General features: G+C 68.3%; 20 protein-coding genes. 16 read left to right on the plus strand and 4 right to left on the minus strand.

All coding sequences use genetic code 11. The annotated features are described in order from the left end of the window. The first annotated feature begins 21 nt into the window (after positions 1-21). From cobN to AC3B6C_RS19665, 5 genes are all read left to right on the plus strand, one after another. On the plus strand, positions 22-3,687 hold the full coding sequence (gene cobN, locus AC3B6C_RS19645; protein WP_488373811.1) for a cobaltochelatase subunit CobN: 3,666 nt from the start codon (positions 22-24) through the stop codon (positions 3,685-3,687). 167 nt (positions 3,688-3,854) lie between these two features. Then, entirely contained in the window at positions 3,855-4,364 is a 510-nt protein-coding gene (locus AC3B6C_RS19650; RefSeq protein WP_010841109.1) for an FxsA family protein, read from the plus strand. A 108-nt stretch (positions 4,365-4,472) separates the two neighbouring features. Beyond that, positions 4,473-6,107, plus strand: coding sequence for an amidohydrolase (locus AC3B6C_RS19655; RefSeq protein ID WP_488373812.1), 1,635 nt, complete (start codon positions 4,473-4,475; stop codon positions 6,105-6,107). Beyond that, positions 6,104-7,789, plus strand: coding sequence for an apolipoprotein N-acyltransferase (gene lnt / locus AC3B6C_RS19660; protein WP_488373813.1), 1,686 nt, complete (start codon positions 6,104-6,106; stop codon positions 7,787-7,789). Before AC3B6C_RS19655 ends, lnt begins: the two co-directional genes overlap by 4 nt. Beyond that, a complete protein-coding gene (locus AC3B6C_RS19665; protein WP_051129753.1) occupies positions 7,773-8,591 on the plus strand; it encodes a polyprenol monophosphomannose synthase in 819 nt (272 codons plus the stop codon). Before lnt ends, AC3B6C_RS19665 begins: the two co-directional genes overlap by 17 nt. Before the next feature lie 79 nt (positions 8,592-8,670). Here the strand turns inward: AC3B6C_RS19665 and AC3B6C_RS19670 are convergent, their stop codons facing one another. Next, a complete protein-coding gene (locus AC3B6C_RS19670) occupies positions 8,671-9,015 on the minus strand; it encodes an RNA polymerase-binding protein RbpA (RefSeq protein WP_004019027.1) in 345 nt (114 codons plus the stop codon). Between the two features lie 224 nt (positions 9,016-9,239). Between AC3B6C_RS19670 and AC3B6C_RS19675 the strand changes: the two genes are divergently transcribed. The 6 genes from AC3B6C_RS19675 to AC3B6C_RS19700 all read left to right on the plus strand — a co-directional run bounded on the left by AC3B6C_RS19675 (position 9,240) and on the right by AC3B6C_RS19700 (position 13,361). After that, positions 9,240-9,605, plus strand: a complete 366-nt coding sequence (locus tag AC3B6C_RS19675; protein WP_488376314.1) for a hypothetical protein — start codon at positions 9,240-9,242, stop codon at positions 9,603-9,605. Further along, positions 9,602-10,690: a DUF475 domain-containing protein gene (locus AC3B6C_RS19680; RefSeq protein ID WP_010841114.1), complete on the plus strand. Its 1,089-nt coding sequence runs from the start codon at positions 9,602-9,604 to the stop codon at positions 10,688-10,690. Before AC3B6C_RS19675 ends, AC3B6C_RS19680 begins: the two co-directional genes overlap by 4 nt. 201 nt (positions 10,691-10,891) lie before the next feature. Continuing rightward, positions 10,892-11,113, plus strand: coding sequence for a DUF3263 domain-containing protein (locus AC3B6C_RS19685; protein ID WP_010841115.1), 222 nt, complete (start codon positions 10,892-10,894; stop codon positions 11,111-11,113). 69 nt (positions 11,114-11,182) lie between these two features. Further along, complete coding sequence (locus AC3B6C_RS19690) at positions 11,183-11,503, plus strand: hypothetical protein (protein WP_055474566.1); 321 nt, start codon at positions 11,183-11,185, stop codon at positions 11,501-11,503. Then, the gene (locus AC3B6C_RS19695) at positions 11,500-12,228 is read left to right on the plus strand and encodes a VOC family protein (protein ID WP_488373814.1); all 729 of its coding nucleotides are present in this window, start codon (positions 11,500-11,502) and stop codon (positions 12,226-12,228) included. The genes AC3B6C_RS19690 and AC3B6C_RS19695 overlap by 4 nt, the downstream gene beginning before the upstream one ends. A 125-nt stretch (positions 12,229-12,353) precedes the next feature. Next, on the plus strand, positions 12,354-13,361 hold the full coding sequence (locus AC3B6C_RS19700) for an oxygenase MpaB family protein (protein ID WP_488373815.1): 1,008 nt from the start codon (positions 12,354-12,356) through the stop codon (positions 13,359-13,361). Between the two features lie 19 nt (positions 13,362-13,380). On the opposite strand, the gene AC3B6C_RS19705 is transcribed toward AC3B6C_RS19700, so the two are convergent. Next, positions 13,381-14,556: an NAD(P)/FAD-dependent oxidoreductase gene (locus AC3B6C_RS19705; RefSeq protein WP_488373816.1), complete on the minus strand. Its 1,176-nt coding sequence runs from the start codon at positions 14,554-14,556 to the stop codon at positions 13,381-13,383. A gap of 112 nt (positions 14,557-14,668) precedes the next feature. Here AC3B6C_RS19705 and AC3B6C_RS19710 point away from each other — a divergent pair, with 112 nt between their 5' ends. The 5 genes from AC3B6C_RS19710 (at position 14,669) to AC3B6C_RS19730 (ending at position 21,110) form a co-directional block, all read left to right on the plus strand. Further along, positions 14,669-15,898 (plus strand): glucose-1-phosphate adenylyltransferase family protein, encoded by a 1,230-nt coding sequence (locus AC3B6C_RS19710; RefSeq protein WP_488373817.1) that lies wholly within the window; start codon positions 14,669-14,671, stop codon positions 15,896-15,898. Next, positions 15,895-17,565: a phospho-sugar mutase gene (locus AC3B6C_RS19715; protein ID WP_488373818.1), complete on the plus strand. Its 1,671-nt coding sequence runs from the start codon at positions 15,895-15,897 to the stop codon at positions 17,563-17,565. Before AC3B6C_RS19710 ends, AC3B6C_RS19715 begins: the two co-directional genes overlap by 4 nt. A 41-nt stretch (positions 17,566-17,606) precedes the next feature. Further along, a complete protein-coding gene (locus AC3B6C_RS19720) occupies positions 17,607-18,038 on the plus strand; it encodes a helix-turn-helix transcriptional regulator (protein WP_010841122.1) in 432 nt (143 codons plus the stop codon). 19 nt (positions 18,039-18,057) lie between these two features. Further along, positions 18,058-18,468, plus strand: a complete 411-nt coding sequence (locus AC3B6C_RS19725) for a VOC family protein (RefSeq protein ID WP_010841123.1) — start codon at positions 18,058-18,060, stop codon at positions 18,466-18,468. 206 nt (positions 18,469-18,674) lie between these two features. Continuing rightward, a complete protein-coding gene (locus AC3B6C_RS19730; protein WP_488373819.1) occupies positions 18,675-21,110 on the plus strand; it encodes an ATP-binding cassette domain-containing protein in 2,436 nt (811 codons plus the stop codon). 792 nt (positions 21,111-21,902) lie between these two features. Here AC3B6C_RS19730 and AC3B6C_RS19735 read toward each other — a convergent pair. Then, entirely contained in the window at positions 21,903-23,165 is a 1,263-nt protein-coding gene (locus AC3B6C_RS19735) for an HNH endonuclease (RefSeq protein WP_488373820.1), read from the minus strand. A gap of 262 nt (positions 23,166-23,427) precedes the next feature. After that, a complete protein-coding gene (locus AC3B6C_RS19740) occupies positions 23,428-23,781 on the minus strand; it encodes a GNAT family N-acetyltransferase (protein ID WP_488373821.1) in 354 nt (117 codons plus the stop codon). Positions 23,782-23,972: the final 191 nt, after the last annotated feature.

Raw genomic sequence — 23,972 nt, forward strand, 5'->3', positions numbered from 1 at the left:
ACAACCCGGCGAGGAGACACGATGATCCTGCTGCTCTCGACCTCGGACACCGATCTGCTCACGGCCTCGGCCGCCCACGATCCGGAACCCGGTTCAGCACTCGCCCCGGTCGCGTACCGCGGGGCCAACCCGTCGCGAATCCTGATCGAGGACATCCCGCGACTCGCCGCCGACGCCGACCTCATCGTCGTGCGCATCCTGGGCGGCGTCCGCGCCTGGGAGGACGGGCTCGCCGCGGTCGAGGCGACCGGCAAGCCGCTCGTCGTGTGTTCCGGTGAGCAGCAGCCCGACCCCGATCTCATGGCGCACTCCACCGTGCCCTCCGGCGTCGCCGCGCAAGCACACGACTACCTCGCCGCCGGCGGCGTCGCCAACATGGTGAACCTGCACCACTTCCTGTCCGACACCGTCCTGCTCACCGGCAACGGCTTTGAACTCCCGCAACAGACCCCCGCCTGGGGCGTGCTGGAACGGACGCCTTCCCCGCTCCCTGAGGTGCCCGCCGATGCCCCCACCATCGCGGTCCTCTACTACCGCGCCCAGCACCTCGCGGGGAACACGCGCTACATCGCCGCCCTGTGTGACGCCATCGAGGCGAAGGGTGCCCGTGCGCTGCCGATCTTCTGCGCGTCGCTGCGGACCGCGCCCGACGACCTCCTCGAGCTGCTCGGCACCGCCGACGCGCTCGTGGTCACCGTGCTGGCCGCCGGTGGCGCCACCCCGGCCACGGCATCGGCCGGCGGCGACGACGAGGCGTGGAACATCGAACGACTGGCCGCCCTCGACGTCCCCATCCTGCAGGGTCTCTGCCTCACCGGGTCCCGCGCGGACTGGGAGGACAGCGACGACGGCCTGTCGCCACTCGACGTCGCGACCCAGGTGGCGGTGCCCGAGTTCGACGGCCGCATCATCACCGTGCCGTTCTCCTTCAAGGAGTTCGACGACGACGGACTGCCCTGGTACCAGCCGGATCTCGAGCGCTGCGCGCGGGTGGCGGGTATCGCGACCGCGCACGCCCGGTTGCGGCGGACACCGGCCGCGGACAAGCGCATCGCGGTCATGCTGTCGGCCTACCCGACCAAGCATGCCCGGATCGGCAACGCCGTCGGCCTCGACACCCCGCGCAGCCTGCTGCGCCTGCTCGCCGCGATGCGCGAGGCCGGATACGACATCGGGCCCGAGTCCGGACCGGAAGCGATTCCCGGTCTCGCAGAGGATGATTCGGATGCGCTGATCCATCAGATCATCGCCACGGGCGGCCAGGATGCGGACTGGCTCACCGAGGAGACCCTCGCGGCCAACCCGATCCGTCTGTCGGCGCGGGATTATCGGGCGTGGTTCGACACCCTGCCCGAGGGGCTGCGCACGGCGGTCACCGAGCACTGGGGACCCGCACCCGGTGAGCTGTTCGTCGACCGCACCCACAATCCCGACGGCGACATCGTGATCGCGGCACTGACCTTCGGCAACATCGCGATCATGGTGCAGCCGCCGCGCGGATTCGGCGAGAACCCGGTGGCGATCTATCACGACCCCGATCTGCCGCCGTCGCATCACTATCTGGCCTCGTACCGGTGGCTCGCCGCCCACGACACCGGCTTCGGCGCCGATGCGATCGTGCACGTCGGCAAACACGGCAACCTGGAGTGGTTGCCCGGCAAGAACCTCGGCATGTCGGCGGACTGCGGCACCGACGCCGCTCTCGGCGACCTCCCGCTCGTCTACCCGTTCCTGGTGAACGACCCGGGGGAGGGGACGCAGGCCAAACGACGTGCACACGCAGTTCTCGTCGACCACCTGATCCCGCCGATGGCGCGCGCCGAATCCTACGGCGACATCGCCCGCCTGGAACAGCTGCTCGACGAACACGCCAACATCTCCGCTCTCGACCCGGCGAAGCTACCGGCGATCCGCCAGCAGATCTGGACGCTCCTGACCGCGGCGAAGATGGATTCCGACCTCGGTCTCACCGAACGGCCAGACGAAGAGGTCTTCGACGACATGCTGCTGCACGTCGACGGCTGGCTGTGCGAGATCAAGGACGTGCAGATCCGCGACGGACTGCACGTACTCGGCGAGCCCCCGCGCGACGACGCCGAGGTCGACCTGGTCCTGGCGATGCTGCGCGCGCGCCAGCTCTGGGGCGGCACGTCGGCCCTGCCCGGCCTGCGCGAGGCACTCGGCCTCGTCGAGGACGGCTCGGCCGAGCGGAGTTCCGTCGACGCCGTGGAGGCCCAGGCCCGCGAACTCGTCGCCGCGTGCGCCAAGGACGACTGGTCGGCGGCATCCGTCGCCGCGGCCACTGCGGGACTGCCCGCGGCGGTTGGGGACGTGCTCACGTTCGCGGCCACCGAGGTCGTGCCGCGCCTGCGTCAGACGACCGGCGAGGTCCCGCGCGTGCTGCACGCCCTGGACGGTGGGTTCATCCCGGCCGGACCGAGCGGCTCCCCGCTGCGCGGCCTGATCAACGTGCTGCCCACCGGACGCAACTTCTACTCCGTCGACCCGAAGGCGGTGCCCTCGCGGCTGGCGTGGGAGACCGGCCGGGCGATGGCCGACTCGCTGCTCGAGCGCTACCTCACCGATCACGGTGAGTACCCCGCATCGGTGGGCCTCTCGGTGTGGGGCACCAGCGCGATGCGCACGTCCGGTGACGACGTCGCCGAGGTGCTCGCGCTGCTCGGGGTCATGCCCGTGTGGGACGAGATGTCCCGGCGTGTCTCCTCGCTGGAGCTGATCGGCCTCGAGGAACTGGGCCGCCCCCGCATCGATGTGACAGTCCGCATCTCCGGCTTCTTCCGGGACGCCTTCCCGCACGTCGTCACCATGCTCGACGACGCGGTCGCGCTCGCCGCGGCGGCCGAGGACGAGTCCGACGAGCAGAACTTCGTCGCCGCCCATGTGCGCGCCTCGATGTCCGACCACGGCGACCGGCGACGCGCCGTGACGCGCGTGTTCGGATCCAAGCCCGGCACCTACGGCGCCGGGATCCTGCAGCTCATCGACTCCCGGGACTGGCGCAGCGACGAGGACCTGGCACGGGTCTACACCGAGTGGGGCGGTTACGCCTACGGACGTGACCTCGACGGTGTGCCCGCGGTCGACGACATGCGCGCCGCCTACAAGCGGATCGCCGTGGCGGCGAAGAACACCGACACCCGCGAGCACGACATCGCCGACTCCGATGACTACTTCCAGTACCACGGCGGAATGGTGGCCACGGTGCGCGCACTCACCGGCAAGTCGCCCGAGGCGTACATCGGTGACAGCACCCGGCCCGACTCCGTCCGCACCCGGACGCTGTCGGAGGAGACCAGCCGTGTGTTCCGCGCCCGCGTCGTCAACCCGCGTTGGATCTCGGCGATGCAGCGGCACGGGTACAAGGGCGCCTTCGAGATGGCGGCGACGGTCGACTACCTCTTCGGTTACGACGCGACCACCGACGTCGTCGCCGACTGGATGTACGAGAAGCTCACCGAGTCCTATGTCCTGGACGAGACCAACCAGCAGTTCATGCAGCAGTCCAACCCCTGGGCGCTGCACGGTATCGCCGAACGGCTGCTCGAGGCCGTCGAGCGAGACATGTGGCGCGAACCCCCGGCCGAGCTGCTCGACGCCCTGCGCAACGTCTACCTGCAGACCGAGGGCGACATCGAGGGCCGCGGCGAGAACGTCTCTGCCGGCTGAGTTCGTTCCCTGTGCCGGCTGAGCCCCCTTCCGCTGGTTGAGCCGCCTTCCGCTGGTTGAGCTTGTCGAAACCACCCCTCGGGAGAAAAATCGCCTCGTCGTTCGTTACCGGTGCAGACCCTGACGTCAACGGGTGCCGGACGGCACCGAAGGACAGGTGAAGCACCATGGCACTCCGCTGGTTCGCGGCCTACGCCGTTCTGGAGATCGCCGCATTCGTCGCGATGGTCATGACCCTCGGATTCGGCTGGGCGGTGCTCATCAGTCTCGCCGCCGTCGTCCTCGGAGTCGTGGTCCTGCGCTGGCAGGGCCGCAAGGTCTTCGGGGAGTTGCGCCGCGCGTCCCGGAACGAGGTGGACGCCCGCGCCCCGCTCGCCGACACCGCGCTCGTCGCCGTGTCGACTCTTCTGCTGGTCATCCCGGGTGTCGTGTCCACCGTGGCCGGGACCCTGCTGCTGTTCCCGCCGATGCGCCGTGTGATGCGACCGGTCGTCGTCGCGGTCGGCGCGCGTCGGGTCGCGACCGCCATGGACCGGGCCGGGGTGTATGCCACCGGTGTCTACGGCCCGGGACGTGGCGCAACCGTCGTCGAGGGTTCCGTCGTGGAATCCGACACCCCCGAGCCGGGGTCCACCTCGACACCGTTCGGGACCCGAGGCCTGCCGCAGGGTCACTGACCCGTCCTGATCTGCGCTTGGAACGTGTCGGCACCGCCCGCGGTGCCGACACACGCGCACCCGGACCCCTCGCCACCCTCCACCGACGGCAAGGCAGACTGAACGATCGTGGCAACCCAACTGCTCCTCGGCGGCGCCGTGTACTCACCGACAGCCCCCGACGCAACCGCGATGGCCGTCACCGACGGAATCGTCGTGTGGGTCGGAACCGATGACGTCGGCCGCGCGCTTCATCCCGACGCCGAGGTGATCGATCTCGGCGGGCTCTTCGTCAGTCCCGGCTTCGTCGACTCCCACGTGCATCTGACCTCCACCGGACTCGGCCTCGACGGTCTGACCCTGAACGAGGCGTCGAGCCGCACGCATTGTCTGCGGCTGGTGCAGGAGGCCGTGGCCGCCGAGTCCGCCCACGACGCCGGCGACCTCATCTGGGGTCTCGGCTGGGACGACTCGACCTGGGCGGGGGCCGAACCCGACGACGGCCGCTTTCCGACGACCAGCGAGCTCGACGCCGTGGTCGGGACGAGGCCGGTCTACCTCGCCCGGATCGACGAGCACTCGGCCGTGGCGTCCACCGCGCTGCGACGCCTGATCCCGGATCTGGCCGACGCCGTCGGCTACCACCCGGAGGAGCCGCTGGTCGCCGAAGCCCACCACCTCGTCCGGGGAGCGGCGCGGCTCCTGGTGACCGCCGCACACCGCGAACGGGCCCAGCGTCGCGCGCTGGACGTGGCCGCCGCTCACGGTGTGGTCGCGGTCCACGAGAACGGCGGACCCGACATCAGCGGTATGGACGATTTCCTGGCCCTCGCCGAGCTCGACCATCCCGTCGAGATCCGGCGCTACTGGGGACAGGCGGTCACCGACGCCGATCACGCCCGCGAACTGATGTCGATCACCCGGGCCGACGCGCTCGGCGGCGACCTGTTCATCGACGGTGCCATCGGCTCCCACACCGCGTGGCTCTCCGAGCCCTACACCGACGACCCGCACACCCGCGGGATCAGCTACCTCTCTGCCGAGCAGATCCGCGACCATCTGCGCGCCTGCACGATCGCGGGAATCCAGGCGGGCTTCCATGTCATCGGCGACGCCGCGACCAATGCGGTCGTCGGAGCACTCGCCGAACTCGCCGACGAACTCGGCACTCCCGCGCTCGCGCGTTGCGCCCACCGGCTCGAACACGCCGAGATGGTCACGGCCGCCGACGCCGAGGTCCTCGCTCGCTGCGGCGTCATCGCCAGCATGCAACCGCTGTTCGACGCCGAATGGGGCGGGCCGGGTGATCTGTACGACGCGCGTCTCGGGTCGAGTCGCGCGGCTACGCTCAACGACTTCGCGATGCTGGCCAAAACCGGTGTGGCCCTCTCGTTCTCGTCGGATGCGCCGGTCACGGCCATCGACCCGTGGTCGACGATCCGGGCCGCCGTGCACCATCATCAGCCGACCAACGCGATCTCGGCGCGCGGTGCGTTCGCCGCGACGACCCGGGGCGGCTGGCGTGCCGGGGGAGTCAACGACGGCGTCACCGGGACCCTCACGCCCGGCGCTCCGGCGAGCTACGCCGTCTGGGAGGTCGACGAACTCGTCGTCGCCGGATCCCACGAGAAGGTCCAGCGGTGGTCGACCGACCCGCGCTCCCGGGTCCCGGCGCTGCCGGACGTCTCGCCGGGGGCCGTGCTCCCGCGGTGTGTGCGCACCGTGCACCGGGGCCGGACCCTGTACGACCGGGACGCCGGGTGAGCCCGCCGCGGGTCTCGCGGTCCTGGCTCGCACGCACCGCGACCGCCGCGGCCGCGGGGATCGCGATGTGGGCGGCCTTCCCGCCGCGCAACTGGTGGTTCCTCGCGGTCCTGGGACTCGGCCTCCTGTTCGCCGCACTCTTTGTCGGGGCACCCCGCGCGCGCACGGGCGCCTGGGTCGGTTTCGTCTTCGGCCTGGCGTTCTTCGTGCCGTTGCTCCCGTGGATCGGCGTCTACGTCGGACCGCTCCCGTGGCTGGCGCTGGCCGCGATACTCGCCGGCTACCTGGCGCTGTTCGGCGCGATCGCCACCGTCACGATGCGGTTGCCCGTGCCGCCGGTGTGGTTCACGGTGTCCTGGGTGCTCGTGGAGGCACTGCGCTCTGCCTTTCCGTTCGGCGGTTTCCCCTGGGGACGAACAGCTTTCAGTCAGGTCGACGGTCCGCTGCTGCCGCTGGCCTCGGTGCTCGGCGCGCCGGGACTGTCGGCAGGCGTCGCGCTGTTCGGCTCCTCGGTCGCCTGGCTGCTCGTGGTCCTCGTCCGCGCCTACCGGCGCACCAGCACCGGCACGACCTGGACCCCGATCCCGGATTCCGACGGCCCGGTTCTCCCCGAACGTTCCTCGGGCGTGGTGCGCATCGCCACCACCGCGGTCGCCATCGCGTTGCTCGCCCCGATCGCGGCGATCGCGGCGACCCCCGCCAGCCTCGACCGGAACATCGCCACCACCTCGGCGCGCATCGGCGCCGTCCAGGGGAATGTCCCGCGCCTCGGCCTGGACTTCAACGCCCAGCGCCGCGCCGTCCTCGACAATCACGTACGCACCACGATGGCCTACGGCGGGGCGATCGACTCCGGACAGACCGAGCAACCCGACTTCGTCCTCTGGCCGGAGAACGCCTCGGACATCTCACCTCTGGACAACGCGGACGCCGCGGCCGAGATCACCGCCGCCTCCGAGGCCGTCGACGCACCCATCCTGGTGGGAACCCTCATCCGCAACCCCGACGGGCGGCCCACCAACTCGGTGCTCGTCTGGGACGGCGCGCGGGGTCCGGTCGCCCGCTACGACAAGCACATCGTCCAGCCGTTCGGTGAGTACCTCCCGTGGCGGCCGTTCTTCCGTCTGTTCTCGTCTTATGCCGACATGGCCGGGGATTTCCGCCCCGGCACCGGACCCACCGTGGTCGACGTGCCCGGTCGCTCCGGGACGGTGACCGTCGGGGTCGCGACCTGCTGGGAGGTCGCCTTCGATCGGGCCGCGCGACAGTCCGTGCGCGAGGGCGCCGAGATGCTCTTCGTGCCCACCAACAACGCGACCTTCGGCCGGACCGAGATGACCTACCAGCAGTTGGCCATGTCACAGGTCCGCGCCGTCGAACACGGACGTGCCGTCGTCGTCGCGGCCACCAGCGGGGTGAGCGCCGTCATCGAGCCCGACGGATCCATCAGCCGACAGTCCGGCGTGTTCACCTCCGACGTCCTGACCGGACGTCTTCCGCTGCACGACGACATGACCCTCGCGACCCGCCTGGGCCCGTGGCCGGAGGTGCTGGCGATCATCGCGGCGGTGGCCGGACTTTTGTTTGCGCTGCGCTCGCGTACTAGGTTCTCACTCAGGCCACGCAGGGTCGCCGCACGGGCGACCGGTGACACGAAGGAGCTCGATGGCATCGGGGATTGACGCCACGGCAGGGCAGCGGCGGCCCGACGACGCGCCGCAACGCGTGGTCGGCGCCGACGGCACGGGCGCACTGGTCGTCGTGCCGACGTTCAACGAACGCGACAACCTGCCGCTGATCATCGGACGTCTGCAGGACGTGCTGCCGGGGGCGCACGTTCTCGTCGTCGACGACTCGAGCCCGGACGGTACGGGCGACGTCGCCGACGAACTCGCCCGCGCCGACGAGACCACGCGCGTGCACGTGATGCACCGCGTCGACAAGGACGGCCTGGGCAAGGCCTATCTCGCCGGCTTCGCGTGGGGACTCGACCGCGACTACGCCGTCATCGTCGAGATGGACGCCGACGGCAGCCACGCACCCGAACAGCTGCATCGACTCTTCGACGCCATCAACGACGGCGCGGATCTGGTGATCGGATCCCGGTACGTCCCCGGCGGCAGACTCGTGAACTGGCCCAAGCGCCGAGAGTTCCTCTCCCGTGGGGCCAACACGTACGCACGACTCGCCCTCGGGGCGGGGGTGCACGACATCACCGCCGGTTTCCGCGCCTACCGCCGCATCGTTCTGGAGAAGATCCAGCTCGACACCGTCGAGTCCGCCGGATACTGCTTCCAGATCGATCTCGCCTGGCGAACCGTGCGTGCCGGATTCGACGTCCGGGAGGTGCCGATCACGTTCACCGAACGCGAGATCGGCGTCTCGAAGATGAGCGGCGGGGTCATGTCCGAGGCGTTCACGATGGTCGCCCGCTGGGGAGTCCAGAGCCGGCTCGAGCGCTGGGGGCTCCTCCGGACGCGCTGACCCTTGTGTGCAGACGAACAGACCCGGCAGGTGATCCTGCCGGGTCTGTTCGTATCGGGGCGTCAGGCGCTCGCGTATGTCAGTTGGTGATGCCCTTGCGTCGCTGCTTGAGGAGGTCGAGGCGCTCGTTGAGCAGCACTTCGAGCTCTTCCTCACTGCGACGTTCGAGGAGCATGTCCCAGTGGGTGCGCGGCGGCTTGCCCTTCTTCTCCTCGGGCTCGGCGCCTTCGAGGATGGTGCCTTCCATGCCGTTCTTGCACGGCCACTTCGACGGGACCTCCGCGTCGTCGGCGAACGGCACGTCGAAGATCTCGCCGTTGTCGGTGCGGTACTGGACGATGCGTCGTGGCGCGAGGTCGTGGTCTCGATCGGTCTCGTAGCTCACCGCGCCGAGGCGGCTACCCCGAAGTACTCGATCTGCCATGAAGGGTTCCTCTCAACTTCGTCGGATCTCCCGGTCTGCCGGGAGATCTCTGTTGCATTCCTGGTTCGCGCGCAACGCTGCGCACGACTTTCGGGTCGTCAACAGGAATATTCTACGCGCTTTCCCGCGCAGGTTCGTCACCGGCGACGACCCGTGTTGCCCAGCGCCGTCAGCGGGACCGTAAGCGGTACGGTCTCGGTGTGGAACCAGGCACTTCGCACCGGGTGGAGAACGGCGCATCGCCGGGTGTCGGACCCGGCGTTTCGCGACGCCGTCGGCCGTATGCCTGCGCGTGGTGCGGTCGCGCGATGGTCGACTCCGAGCTGGGGCGCCGTCGGAAATACTGCAAGCGTTCGTGCAGGCAGCGGGCCTACGAGCAGAGAACGCTGCTCGAGGGCACATCCATTCCCGACGACGCGGTCATCCTCTCCGCGGCCGAGGCCGCCGACTTCGGCGACCGGATGTTCGCCCTCCGGTGTGCCGCCGAGGACCTCGGCACGGCCGTGGCCGAACGCGCCGACTACGACGTGCTCGCCGGCCTCACCGACACCCTGCTGGATCTCGCCCGGGAAGCCGAGAAGTTGCGATGATCGCGCGCATCTTCGCACCGTCCCTGGTCGTCACCCTGGTGGCGCTGGTCGTCGCCTACCTCTACCTCGGCTGGACCGGACTCGCGCTCTGCGCCATCCTCGGTGTCCTCGAGGTGTCGCTGTCGTTCGACAACGCGGTCATCAACGCGACCATCCTGGAGCGGATGAGCGCGTTCTGGCAGCGCATGTTCCTCACCGTCGGCGTCCTCATCGCGGTCTTCGGGATGCGCCTGCTGTTCCCGCTCGTGATCGTCTGGATCACCGGGAACCTCAATCCCGTCGAGGCGCTCGAGCTGGCCATGAACCCGCCGCCCGAGGGCCAGACCCACTTCGCCGACGGACAGCCCAGTTACGAGACCATCCTCACCGAGGCGCACCCGCAGATCGCGGCGTTCGGCGGGATGTTCCTCCTTCTGCTGTTCCTCAACTTCGTACTGACCGAGCGGTCGCTGACGTGGCTCACGTGGCTCGAGCGGCCACTGGCCACCCTCGGCAAGCTGGACCAACTCGCCGTCGTGCTCGCCGCACTGGCACTGGTGGTCACCGCCGAGTTCCTGGCGCCCGACGAGAGCCGCGCGACGGTCCTGATCGCCGGCCTTCTCGGCATGGTCACCTACATCACCGTCGACGGATTGAGTTCGCTGTTCATGGAGCCCGATACGGGACGGGACGGTCCGCACCCGGTCACCGTCGCCACCGGCAAGGCCGGGTTCTTCCTCTTCCTCTACCTGGAGCTGCTGGACGCCTCGTTCTCCTTCGACGGGGTGATCGGCGCGTTCGCCATCACCTCGGACCCGATCATCATCGCGCTAGGGCTCGGTTTCATCGGCGCGATGTTTGTCCGGTCCATCACGATCTACCTCGTGCGCAAGGGCACGCTGGGGGAGTACCGCTACCTCGAGCACGGCGCGCACTGGGCCATCGGCGCGCTGGCCGCGATCTTGCTGATCAGCATCGAGGTCGAGATCAACGAGGTGATCACCGGGCTCGTCGGCGTGGCGTTCATCGGCGCCTCCCTCGCGAGCAGCATCCGCGCGAACAGGCGCGAGGCGCGGGCGGCGAGCCCCGATCGTGTCGCCGTCTGAGGTTCGTCTCGGGGTCTTCTCGAACGCGCGATGAACGTTTGAGACACCTTTGGAATCAGCCTGGGCCACCCGCTGTCATCTGTCGGTCGACAGGTGTAGAAATGACGACGTCGGTGACGTGCGTCACGCGGAGGCCGAAGCCGGATGGCTCCGCGGCGAACGTTCAGGTTCTCGGTCGAAAACGCAGATTCGGTGGCTTTCATGGACAGCAAGCAGCAGCAGATGATCCAGTTCGAGACGAATTGGTACTCCTTGGGTGGGGGCTCCTCCCGACAGATCGGCGAGGAGTTCGGTCTCACCGATCGGGACTTCTTCTCGGAGGTCGACCGCCTGGTCGACACCGACCCGCCGTCGGCGTTGACGGACTCGGAGCTGCGTCGTATGCGTGAGGTCATCCGCCGGCGGCTGTGGATGGCCCGCTGACCCGAGAGACCGCGCGCGACCCGGGCCGCCCGGCGCGATGGACCCGCGCCACAGGGGGATAATCGACGGGTGCCCTTCTCCGACGACGATCTCGAAGCGTTCTATCGCGAGATCGAGGCACGCACCGCGTTTCGTGATCAGCCGCGCCGCCCGCGCCGCTCCGGTGTCGACTACCCCGCGTGCCCGACGCCCGACAAGTTGCCGTTCGCCTCGCCCGCCGACGCGCGTGAGGGCATCGATCGGCTGCGTCGGCACCTGGTCGGTACCGCGTCAGAACTTCGGTACTACGAGTGTTCGTGCGGCGCATGGCATATCACGAGCTCCGCGCAATTGATCCATCGACGGGTCCCGCCGCCCGCGGCGCGTCGAAAGGGTAAGAAGAAGCGGTGACGAACCTCCCCGCCGGCCCGCACGCCCTCGTCGACCTCGCAAGCGACGATCTGCCGTCGGCCGCCGAGACCTATGAGCGGCTGCTCGGACGCGAGGTCGGTGCCGGCGCCGACGGCCGTCGAGCCGTGGGCGTCGGCAACGTCGTGCTCTCGCTGCGGCCACGCGCCGGCGGATCCGACACCCACGACGTCTACTTCACCGTCGACGACGTCCCGGCGACCCGGCGGCTGCTCGGCCGACGCGGTCATCCGCTCGCCGACTCGGCCCTCGGCGCACTCGGTGACACCTCCGCGGTCGGGATAGCCGAGCGTCCCGACCTCGGGGCCGACCCCGGCGGCGACCTCACCGGTCTCGACCACCTGGTCTTCACCTGCGACAACCGGGATGTCGCCGTCGCCCTGTTCGCCGGCACCTTCGATCTCGATTTCCGGCTCGACCAGCCGATCGGGCAGGACGCCCGCCAGTTGTTCTTCCGGCGGGGCGACCTGATCGTCGAGGTCGTGGCGGCGCCTCGCCCGGCGGCTGACCCGGTGCCCTCGTCGCCGGTCTCACTCTGGGGCGTCGCATGGCGGTCGGTCGACGTCGACGCCACCCACGCGCGCCTGACGGCGGCCGGCCTCGACCTCAGCGAGATCCGGGTCGGACGTAAGAAGGGCACGCGGATCTTCACGGTCCGCCACCGCGAACTCGCCTCGCGAACCGTGGTCATCGGTCCCGACTCCTGACAGCGGCCTTCGGCGTCGAAGCGCCCGAAATCCGGCAAACGGTGGGTTTTCGAGAACGCCTGCGCTAATCTGACTACGAATGTTGTCGAATTAGCTTTGTTTCCGAGCCGATGTTGGGGGCCACCATGACCGCGGTACACGAAGAACGGACAGTGACCGAACCCGTAACCAGTGACGTCGTGACGGGTGAGCCTCTGCTCAACCATCGCGACGACGAGATCGAGCTGATCCCGCCGGACTCGCTGACCGCCAAGCTCACGGGTATGTACACGTTCCTCCCGATCAACGGGGCGGCGTTCGTGATGCAGGTGATGCACCCGGTCATCGGCGACGTCGTCGACAAGTACTCGGTCTTCCGCACCGACCCCGTCGGCCGTGCGATCCGGTCCGCCGATTCGGTGCTGCGCTGGACCTACGGCGGGCAGGAAGCGCTGGAGGAGGGCAAGCGACTCCGGAAGTTGCACCAACCGCTGCAGATGCGCAATTCCGAGGGCAAGCACATCAGTGCGCTCAACCCGGAGGCCTATGCCTGGGTGATCGCCACCGCGCTGCCGACCATCAAGACCGCCGCGCCGCTGGTGCTGGGCCGTCACTTCACCCTCGACGAGCGCAAGGAACTCCTGCGCGACAACCGGCGGATCGCGAAGATCGTCCAGGTGCCGATGAAGGACTACCCCGAGACCCTGGAAGAGTTCGACGAGTACTTCGACGACTTCATCGAGAACAAGCTGGTCCGGCACCCGGTCGCGCTGGAACTGATCGGTCAGATGCGTGCGGCGCCGGTCATCCCGAAGTCGGTGCCCAGGCCGTTGCGTCCCGCTGCCAAGAAGGCGGCCGCCACCGCATCGGTGCCGTTCCAGAACTTCAACTACCTGACCACCGTCGGCGTCATGGATCCGCGCGTGCGCGAGATCCTCGGGCTCACCTGGACCGATGCCGAGCAGCGACACCTCGAGCGAATCCATCGCAATCTCCGGTTCGCCTACCGCACACTTCCCGAACGCCTGACCTACTTTCCGCTGGCGTACCACGCACGACGCCACCACGACGCGATCCAGGCCATGAAGGTCCGCGAGAAGGCGAGCGCCGCCTACCAGCACCATCCGAAAGGGGCCGGGGCACAGCAGGGCTGAGGTCGGCCGGTCGGTCTGGTCACGTCGTCGGGGGCGTGACCAGACCGACCACGTGGTCGGCGATCGCCAGTGACGACGTGATGCCCGGTGACTCGATACCGAACAGGTTGACCAGCCCGGGGATCCCGTGTGTTTCAGGGCCGTGGATCTCGAAGTCGCCGGGGGCGGTGCCGGGTCCCGCGACCTTCGGCCGGATCCCCGCATAGGCAGGAACCAGTGCGCCCGTGGGTAATCCCGGCCAATAGCTGCGGATGGCGCGTTCGAACGCGTCGGCGCGTGTTTCGTCGACCGCGTAGTCGAGTTCGGCCTCGGCAACCGCCCGTTCGGCGGGCACGGTCAACCATTCGACGTCGGGGCCGAATCGCGTGGCGCCGGCGAGGTCCATCGTGAAGTGCACGCCCAACCCGCCGTCGGCGGGTACCGGATACACGAGGTGCCGGAACGGCGCTCGTACGCCGGACAGTCCGAAGTAGTTGCCCTTGGCGAGAAATCGCGGCGGGATCGGGCCGTCGAACCCCATCAGGCTCCGAGCCACCTGCCATGCACCGATGCCGGCGCAGTTGACCAGTGTCCGGGCCGCGGCCACCTCGCCGTCGCGCGTCTGCACGGTGACACCGCCCGGATCGACCCGACCGCCGATCACCGTGCTGCGCAACGCGATCGCTCCGCCGAGTGCCTCGAGGTCCTGCCGGAGCGCACGGACCACACCGTCGACGTCGACGATCCCGGTCGACGGAGAGAACAGTGCCGCCGCGCCGTGGACCTCTGGTTCGCGGTCGCGCAGTTCGTCGACGCCGACCCGCCGGAGGTCGGCGACGCCGTTGGCCAGTCCGCGCCGGAGTATCCCGTCCAGTCGATCGCGCTGGGTGTCGTCGGTGGCGACAATCAGCTTGCCCGGCCGCGCCCACGACACGTCGTGCTCATTGCAGAAGCGCGTCAACCGTTCCCGGCCCTCGACGCACAACCTCGCCTTCAGGCTGCCCTCGGGATAGTAGATGCCGGCGTGGATGACCTCCGAGCTCCGCGACGTCGTTTGGGCGCCAACGGAATCCCCAGCCTCCAGGACGACGACCTCGCGCCCTTGCAGGGCGAACGATCGTGCCACGGCCAGACCGACGATCCCACCGCCGACGACGAGACAGTCGACCTCGACACGCTCCTTCGTCGCGTGCTCGGCCCGGCGAATGCGGGTCACGGCGTACCTCCCTCATCAGACCGGCCCGCGGGCCTCGTGATCGAGCATGCCACCGACAGCTCCACGGGCGCGCTATCCCGGCAAACCCGGCGGCGTGCGGCAGACTGGGGTGATGCGTTATTCGGAGGTTCTCGCGATCGTGCAGGCCGGTGGACGTGGTTCGCGGATGGAGGTGCTGACCGACCGGCGCGCGAAACCCGCGTTGCCGTTCGCGGGCAACTATCAGCTGATCGACTTTCCGCTGTCCAATCTGCATCACAGTCACATCGACGATGTGTGGCTGTGCGTGCAGTACGAGGCCGAGACCATCACGCAGATCGTGGCGGGCGGACGTCCCTGGGACCTGGACCGCACGAGCGGCGGGCTACGCGTCGTGACACCGGAACAGACCGACGCCGCGGAGACCGAAGACGGATTCGCCACCGGTAACGCCGACCTGCTGTACCGCATCCGCGGTCGCATCGCCGCCCACGCTCCGGCCGAGGTCATCGTCATGAGCGCCGACCACGTCTACGACTTCGACTTCCGCGATGCCATCGAGACCCATCGCCGGCACGGGGCCGAGTGCACCGTCGTCACCACCACCTGCCCGCTCGACGAGGCCGCCCAGCACGCCACCGTCAAGACCCGCCGCGACGGGACGGTCCGCGAGTTCCGCTACAAGCCCGAGCGCGCCACCACCCGCACGATCGCGACCGAGATCTTCGTCTACGACCCGGCCGCCCTCATCGAAGGCCTGGAGTATCTCGAGAGGCGGACGACGGAGGGTTCGCCGAAGGACGACACCGGCCTGGGCGACTTCGGCGAGCATCTGTTGCCCTGGTTCGTCGACCGCGGCAAGACTGTCGCCCATGCAATGCCGGGCTACTGGATCGATGCCGGTCGTCCGGAGACCTACCTCCAGGCACATCGCGACCTCATCTCGGGGTCGATCGACGTCTTCCGCAGCGACCGGCCGGTCCTCACCAATCAACCGCAACGGCCGGCCGCGCGTATCGAGGCCGGGGCGGTCGTCGAGGACAGTCTGGTCAGCGGCGGCGCGCACGTTCTCGGAACCGTCCGGCGTAGCGTCCTCGGACCGGGGGTGGTCGTGGAGAAGGGCGCGGTGGTGGCCGATTCCGTGGTCTTCGCCGACGCCGTCATCGGCGCGGGCGCCTCGGTCGCATGGTCGGTGCTCGACGAACGGGTTCGCGTCGGCCCGAATGCGGTGATCGGCGGGCACCCCCGGACGCGCCCGGTACCCACGGACAAGATCACACTCGTCGGAATGGACACCCAGATCCTGCGTGGCGCCCGCGTCGCGTTGGGCGACCGCGTCGAGCCCGGCCGCCGCATCCGGTGACGACGATCGAGACCGCACGACACTGGCGAGACCACGATCCCGATCCGTCGACCCGAGCCACGCTCACCGAACTGATCGACGCAGCCGAGGCCGGCGACGACGCTGCCGCCGAGGAACTCGCGTCACGCTTCGGCGGGCCGCTGACCTTCGGGACCGCGGGCCTGCGCGGTGAGGTCGGGGCGGGCGAGTCGCGGATGAACGTCGCCGTCGTCACCCGGGCGACCGCCGGGCTCGCCCGGTATCTGCTCGACACGGTCGGTCCCGACGCGCGCGTCGTGGTCGGGTGCGACGCCCGGCACGGATCCGCCGAGTTCTTCGACGCGGCGACCGATGTGCTTGCCGCGCAGGGGCTCACCGTCTTCGCGCTGCCGCCCCGACTGCCGACCCCGGTGACCGCCCACGCGACGCGATCGCTGCGCTGCGACGCCGGGGTGATGATCACCGCCTCGCACAACCCGCCGGCCGACAACGGCTACAAGGTCTACCTCGGTGGCCGCGCCACCGACGATGCGGGCCGGGGAGTCCAGATCATCTCGCCCGCCGACGCCGACATCGCGGACCGGATCGCGCAGGCGCCGCCCGCCGACGAGGTGCCGCGTGACCCCGCGGCGGTGATCCACCTCGACGACGAGGTCGTCCGCACCTACATCGAGCGCACCGCAGGGTTACGGACCGACCCCGGTCCGTCACCGGTGCGCGTCGTCTTGACCCCGCTGCACGGAGTCGGCGGCTCGGTTGCCCGAGATGTGTTGCGGGCCGCGGGAATCGGCGACGTGCATGTCGTGTCGGCGCAGTCGGATCCCGACCCGGACTTCCCGACGGTGCCGTTCCCCAACCCGGAGGAACCCGGCGCACTCGATCTCGCGCTGGCTCTCGCCCGCGACGTCGACGCCGACGTCGTGATCGCCTTGGACCCCGACGCCGACCGATGCTCGGTCGCCACACCCGGCCCCGACGGGCACTGGCGGCAGCTGACGGGTGACGAGATCGGCGGGTTGCTGGGGGAGCAGGCGGCGCGTGACTCGACCCGGCCCGGCGACACCCTGGCGAGTTCGATCGTGTCGAGCCGGATGCTGGGCCGTATCGCCGCGGATCACGGACTGCGGTTCGCGGCGACGCTCACCGGGTTCAAATGGATCGCCCGCACGCCCGGCCTGCGCTTCGGCTACGAGGAGGCGATCGGGTACTGCACCGACCCCGACACGGTCCGCGACAAGGACGGCATCGGTGCGATGGTCCGGGTGATCTCGCTGGTCGAGGAACTGGCCCGCGATGGCCGCACGCTCACCGACGAACTCGACCGGCTGGCCCGCCGCCACGGCCTGCACGCCACCGCACCCATGACGATCCGCGTCCAGGACACCGCCCTCATCGGCAAGATGATGGGGCGCCTTCGGTCCACGTCCATCGATCACCTCGCCGGGTCGCCGGTGGTGGAGAAACTGGACCTCGCACACGGATCGGCCGACCTGCCGCCGACTGACGGCATCTTGCTGCGGACCGCAGCCGACGACCGCGTCGTCGTCCGTCCCTCGGGCACCGAACCCAAGCTGAAGTGCTACCTGGAGGTCGTGCTCAACTGCCCGGACGGCCTCGTACCCCGTGCGGAGGCTTCGCATCGTCTCGACGCACTCGGCGCCGACATCGCCGCAGTACTCGAGGTCTGAACCCTCTGCGCAGCAGATCGTCAGCGCACTACGATCGACTCGTGCCGCGAACCGATTCCGATCAGCGCCTGCGCGATCTGACCCTGCTGCGTCAGGTCCGCGACCGCATCGATCGCGAGTACGCGCAACCGCTCGACGTCGAGGCGCTCGCACGCGGGGCGAACATGTCGGCGGGTCACCTGAGTCGGAAGTTCCGTCAGACCTACGGTGAATCCCCGTACTCGTACTTGATGACTCGTCGTATCGAACGCGCCATGACCCTGCTCCGGCGCGGGGACCTGAGCGTCACCGAGGTCTGTTTCGAGGTCGGCTGTTCCTCGCTGGGCACCTTCAGCACCCGGTTCACCGAACTCGTCGGAGTACCGCCGACGGTGTACCGCGAACAGTCGGCCGACGCGACGGACGGGATACCGGCGTGCCTGGCGAAGAACATCACCAGACCGATCAGGAATCGAGAAGCACAGCGTGGATGAGACTGCCTAGCCTGATCCCATGAACATCACGATCCAGTACACCTTCCTCCCACACACCGACGGCGAAGCGGCCCTCGCCTTCTACCGCGACCTCCTCGGCTTCGAACTCCGCAAGGACGTCGGATACGACGGCATGCGGTGGCTGACCGTCGGCCCGCCCGGACAGCCCGGTACGTCGATCGTCCTGCATCCACCGGCCGCCGACCCCGGCATCACCGACGACGAGCGTCAGACGATCCTCGAACTGATCGCCAAGGGAAGCTATGGTGCCCTGACGCTGGCGACCGACGACCTCGACGGCCTGTTCGAGAAGCTGCAGGGCAGCGGCGTCGACATCGTGCAGGAACCCATGGATCAGCCGTACGGCGTGCGAGACGCCGCCGTCCGTGACCCGGCGGGCAACCTCATCCGTATCGACCAGGCCGGCTGAGAGATGTGCGGACCCGGTCGATTCCCGCCTTCGGACGCACTCGTCGCCACCGTCGATGGACAACTCTCCGCGGCCGTGCCCTCCACCCTGGTTAGATCGACCGGGAGTCCGCGCACACCCCCCGCGCAACCGAACCCCCGGAACGACACGAGCGCCCCGAACCATGACGACCGTCGACCGGTGGTCGTTGCCCTGATGGAGAGACGATGAGCCCAGCAACGCGCACCGCCCGGCCTGCCCGATCCGCATCACGGTCCGCCGAGCAGGACGGCGCCGCACCGAGTGCCGATGTCCACCCCGCCGACACGCACGACCTCATCCGCGTCCACGGGGCACGCGAGAACAACCTCAAGGACGTCAGCGTCGATCTGCCCAAACGGCGGCTGACGGTGTTCACCGGTGTGTCCGGTTCCGGGAAGAGCTCCCTGGTCTTCAGCACGATCGCCGCGGAATCCCAGCGCCTCATCAACGAGACGTACAGCGCGTTCGTCCAGGGCTTCATGCCCTCGATGGCTCGCCCGGACGTCGACATCCTCGAAGGTCTGACGACCGCGATCATCGTCGACCAGGAACGCATGGGTGCCAACGTCCGGTCGACCGTGGGTACGGCCACCGATGCCAACGCGATGCTGCGTATCCTGTTCAGCCGCTTGGGAACTCCGCACATCGGCTCACCGCAGGCGTTCTCGTTCAACGTCGCCTCGATCAGCGGGGCGGGTGCGGTGACGATCGAGAAGGGCGGCCAGCAGGTCAAGGAACGCCGGAGCTTCTCCATCACCGGCGGCATGTGCCCGCGATGCGAGGGTCGTGGAGACGTCTCCGACTTCGACCTCACCGCGCTCTACGACTCGTCGAAATCCCTCAACGAGGGCGCGCTGACCATTCCCGGCTACTCGATGGACGGCTGGTACGGCCGGATCTATCGGGGCTGCGGCTTCTTCGACCCCGACAAGCCGATCGCGAAGTACACCAAGAAGCAACTCAACGACCTGCTGTACAAAGAGCCCACGAAGATCAAGGTCGAGGGCATCAACATCACCTTCGAGGGTCTGATCCCGAAGATCCAGAAGTCGATGCTGAGCAAGGACCGTGAGGCGATGCAGCCGCACATCCGTGCCTTCGTCGACCGCGCGATCACCTTCGCGAAGTGCCCGGACTGTGAGGGCACCCGCCTCACGGCGGAAACGCGGTCGTCGAAGATCAAGGGCATCAGCATCGCCGATGCGTGTGCGATGCAGATCAGCGATCTCGCCCAATGGGTTGCCGACCTCGACGACCCGTCGGTGGCGCCGCTGATCGCCGCGCTGCGCGATCATCTCGACGCGTTCGTCGACATCGGTCTCGGCTACCTGTCGCTGGAACGCCCGGCCGGCACCCTGTCCGGTGGGGAGGCCCAGCGCACCAAGCTGATCCGTCACCTGGGTTCGTCGTTGACCGACGTGACCTACGTCTTCGACGAGCCGTCGATCGGCCTCCACCCGCACGACATCACCCGGATGAACGACCTGCTGCGGGCGTTGCGCGACAAGGGCAACACGGTCCTCGTGGTCGAGCACAAGCCCGAGGTGATCGCTATCGCCGACCGCGTCGTCGACATCGGTCCGGGCGCCGGCACCGACGGCGGCGAGATCGTCTTCGAGGGCACCGTCGAGGAACTGCGGGCCGCGGACACGCTCACCGGGCGCCACCTGGAGGACCGCGCCGCCGTCAAGGACGAGGTCCGTACGCCGAGTGGACATCTCGAGGTCCGCGGAGCCGACGCGAACAACCTGCGCGATGTCGACGTCGACATCCCTCTCGGCGTGCTCGTCGTGCTCACCGGCGTCGCCGGCTCCGGAAAGAGTTCCCTGATCAACTCGACGGTGGCCAAGGAAGACGGGGTCGTCTCCATCGACCAGAGCGCCATCAAGGGGTCGAGGCGTTCCAATCCGGCGACCTACACCGGTCTGCTCGAACCGATCCGCAAGGCCTTCGCCAAGGCCAACGGCGTGAAGCCGGCACTGTTCAGCGCCAACTCCGAGGGCGCTTGCCCCAACTGCAACGGCGCGGGCGTCGTCTACTCCGACCTCGCGATGATGGCCGGCGTCGCCGCGCCCTGCGAGGTGTGCGAGGGCAAGCGATTCCAGGCCGAGGTGCTCGAGTACACCTTCGGCGGCCGCAACATCAGTGAGGTGCTCGAGATGTCGGTCGCCCAGGCGGAGGCCTTCTTTGCCGACGGGGACGCCAAACTCCCGGCAGCGCACAAGATCCTGCATCGGATGGTCGACGTCGGGCTCGGCTACATCAAGGTCGGCCAGCCGCTGACGACCCTGTCGGGTGGCGAACGTCAGCGACTGAAGCTGGCCAGCCACATGGGGGAGAAGGGTGACGTCTACATCCTCGACGAGCCGACGACCGGCCTCCACCTCGCCGACGTCGAACAGCTCCTCGGACTCCTCGACCGTCTCGTCGACTCCGGGAAGTCGGTGATCGTCATCGAACATCACCAGGCCGTCATGGCACACGCCGACTGGATCATCGACCTCGGCCCCGGCGCCGGTCACGACGGGGGCCGGATCGTCTTCGAGGGCACGCCGGCCGACATCGTCGCCGACCGGTCCACGCTCACCGGCGAGCACCTCGCCGACTACGTCGGGGCCTGAGACTGAGGAACGCGCAAGTCCCTGACCTGCAGACGCACAGAAGCGGGCGCCCACGGGTGGAGCTATAGCGGTGCCGTCGCTCACAGATCCGAGGAACCGCAGAACTCCCCCCGCGAGGTGAGGAGTCGACGTGACTCACCTCGCTGCGCCGGTGACCAATTCGACCGATGAACCTCAACTCGACTGGTGGACTTCGATCGAGGTCCACCAGTCGAGTTGAGGTCTGTCGGTCACGAGAGTGGTAGGCGCGCGCCAGGCGACCGCGTTGGCTGAGGACGGTGCGCCCGTGCGGGTAGAGTTCTGCGGCCGGCGGTGAGACGGCCCAACAGGTCGCTACCTACCTGGATCTGCGCCTGATACAACTAGCGCACATTGGGTCGAAGTAGCGCGGACCTGCAGCCCGCAACCTCGGGACAGGTCTCTCCGAGACCACGACGGCCGCCAGTCCGCAGACACTGAGGTGCGACGAACGATGGCGATGCACCCTGACGTGCGAGGAGCCATGGCGATGCCCTTGCCCCCTGGGGTGCACAGCGTCCGCCCCTCCGCTCCCCTGAGGTGCGAGGAGCGTAAGCGACGAGCCACGAAGGTTCCGGCGACCGAGACTGCGAAACTTTCGTAACGCTCGCAAGCTCGCTCTTCAGCGAGCAGGGCGACGCTTGCACGTTCGCACCCAGTGAGCCGAGCTTCTAACTCTCGGCGTTCACTATCCCACTATGGAGTTGTCAAGGGACTCGCGGTCCCGGGCCGGCCGGGTGCGGAAGGTGCTACGCGAAGTGTGATCGGCGGGTGTCAGGCGGCGTTGTCGAGTCGCATGGTGCGTCGGTTGTAGGCGGGCAGGGGCCGGCGTTGCGGATCGATCGACACCGGCGGGACCAGCCAGGGATGTCGGTCGTAACCTAGGACGATGTCCCAGCCGTGGTGGTGGACCTGGGTGTGGCAGCGTTGGCAGAGCAGGCATCCGTTGTCGAGATCGGTGGGACCACCGTCGGCCCAGTGCTCGATGTGATGGACTTGCGTATGCGACGGCGGCGCACCACATTTGATGCAGCAGCCGTCTCTGACGATCACGGCTTTACGTAGGTGCGCCGGGAACAACCGCCGGGCGTGCCCCATCTGCAATGGAACTCCCTCACTGTCGAGGACGATCTTGGTCAACGACCCGTCGCACGACAGTCGTTTCGCGGTGGCCTGGCTGACGGATCCAGTCCACGGCAGGGTTGCCGGGTTTGTGCCGGTGGCGGGGATGGTGAGCATCAATTGGGTACGCGGGGAGCCGGCACTGTCGATGCTCGCACCCAACGCGGCCTGGTCGAGGATCAACTCGAAGGCGTCGGCGCGGCGTTGCTCGGCGGTGCGTCGGTCGTCTGCGCCGTCGGGTTCAGGTCGTGGGCAGGATCGTTCGTCAATCATCGCGAGGAACTTCTCGCCGACCGTCTGGGTCAGGTCGGCGCGGATGTCGATGCGGCCGTCGTCGATGGTGTGGACGTTGACGGTGTTCAACGACGAGTCGTCGGCGGCGGGGATACCGGTGACGGTGGCGTCGGCAAGGGTGTTGGCGATGGTGCGGGCGTGTTCAACCACTTGTGCTGGCGTCGCGCCCGAGAGTGCTTGACCGAGGAGTTCGACCTCGTACGAACTCTTGTCGTTGTCGGAAAGTCCTTCGGGACAGCGTTTGTCGATGTGCGACATCCCGCGGACGATGGCATCGACGACTTCGGATGACAGGCGTCCGTCGGCGGCGTGACGAGCCAGGTCGGGCAGCGTGGGTAGGCCGTCGACGCTTCGCATGATGCGTGAGGCGATGGCGGGTGCATGTCCCATCTCGATCAAGAGCTGCCGGGTGGTGCCACCTGCCTTGTGTGCGACTCCGCGTTCGTCGAGTTGTGCTGTGTGGGTAGTGATCTGGTGATCGACGGCGTTGCGGATCAACCGGAGCACGTTCAACGCGTCGAATGTTGCTGTGCCCGTGGGGTCGTCGGCGGGCGGTGCGGTCTCGATGAGCTGATCGAGGAGGGTGGTGAGCTCTGGCATGACTCCAAGGTACAGGAACATGCGTTCGATTTCGAGGAGTTTCCACAAGCCCGGGATCGCGAAATATTCGACTGTGCAGTCGATTTCGTCGACTGTGCGTAAATCGTTGACAGTGGTGAACTCCCGTCACAGCCGTATCGCGATTCGGGCCGCAAGTCGGCTTTCAGTCGGCAACTTGCGCTTCTGCGTCCGCGGATGTGGAGCACGCCCGGCGAACGCCGTAGGAGTGGCTCGGCGTCGTTCTTGCACCTTTTCGATGTGAGTTGTTTCTCGTCCCTTATCCCTATGTGGTGGTCATGCGTACTTCGTGGCGGTCCCAGTCGGGGTCGTAGCGTGTGCCACCGTCGAGTTCGAAGCCGTGTTTGCGGTAGAACGCCACGGCCCGTGCGTTGTCGCGTACAACCCACAGGTAGGCCGGGACGCCGGTACCGCCGAGCACCGAGGTCATCAATTCAAGGGCCACGCCGTGGCCGTGATGACGGGGAACGACATTCAGCGACCACGGTTCAGTCGATGCAGGAGCGACGCGAGCACCAATGCATCCACGAGATCCGCCAACCCAGGGGTTCCTCAGATGCAGTGCGGCCACTGACGAGCCGCAGAACGGCCGCCCACGAAGCACTCTCGCCAACTGCACCAGCGGCAGCCGCCGCAGGTGACCCGCGCACGTCCCGTCGTTCCACCGAGTTGTCCCACCGCCGTGGCAGCATGTCGCTTGATGAACGACGGGCGAGGTGAGAGTGGATCGTCGCGATCCGTCTCAGGGGTAACCCCTGGGTGCAATTCACAGCTGGTTCCTGCGTCCGACGCCGGCCCGCACGCTCCACG

Source organism: Gordonia sp. 11cp, from assembly GCF_057767225.1.

Bases quoted from the DNA above. Each gene is read 5' to 3' on its own strand.
- AC3B6C_RS19665 (WP_051129753.1), top strand. From the start codon at position 7,773: ATGGCATCGGGGATTGACGCCACGGCAGGGCAGCGGCGGCCCGACGAC.
- AC3B6C_RS19670 (WP_004019027.1), bottom strand. From the start codon at position 9,015: ATGGCAGATCGAGTACTTCGGGGTAGCCGCCTCGGCGCGGTGAGCTAC.
- AC3B6C_RS19680 (WP_010841114.1), top strand. From the start codon at position 9,602: ATGATCGCGCGCATCTTCGCACCGTCCCTGGTCGTCACCCTGGTGGCG.
- AC3B6C_RS19700 (WP_488373815.1), top strand. From the start codon at position 12,354: ATGACCGCGGTACACGAAGAACGGACAGTGACCGAACCCGTAACCAGT.
- AC3B6C_RS19735 (WP_488373820.1), bottom strand. From the start codon at position 23,165: ATGTTCCTGTACCTTGGAGTCATGCCAGAGCTCACCACCCTCCTCGAT.
- AC3B6C_RS19725 (WP_010841123.1), top strand. From the start codon at position 18,058: ATGAACATCACGATCCAGTACACCTTCCTCCCACACACCGACGGCGAA.
- AC3B6C_RS19710 (WP_488373817.1), top strand. From the start codon at position 14,669: ATGCGTTATTCGGAGGTTCTCGCGATCGTGCAGGCCGGTGGACGTGGT.
- AC3B6C_RS19730 (WP_488373819.1), top strand. From the start codon at position 18,675: ATGAGCCCAGCAACGCGCACCGCCCGGCCTGCCCGATCCGCATCACGG.
- AC3B6C_RS19650 (WP_010841109.1), top strand. From the start codon at position 3,855: ATGGCACTCCGCTGGTTCGCGGCCTACGCCGTTCTGGAGATCGCCGCA.
- cobN (WP_488373811.1), top strand. From the start codon at position 22: ATGATCCTGCTGCTCTCGACCTCGGACACCGATCTGCTCACGGCCTCG.
- AC3B6C_RS19685 (WP_010841115.1), top strand. From the start codon at position 10,892: ATGGACAGCAAGCAGCAGCAGATGATCCAGTTCGAGACGAATTGGTAC.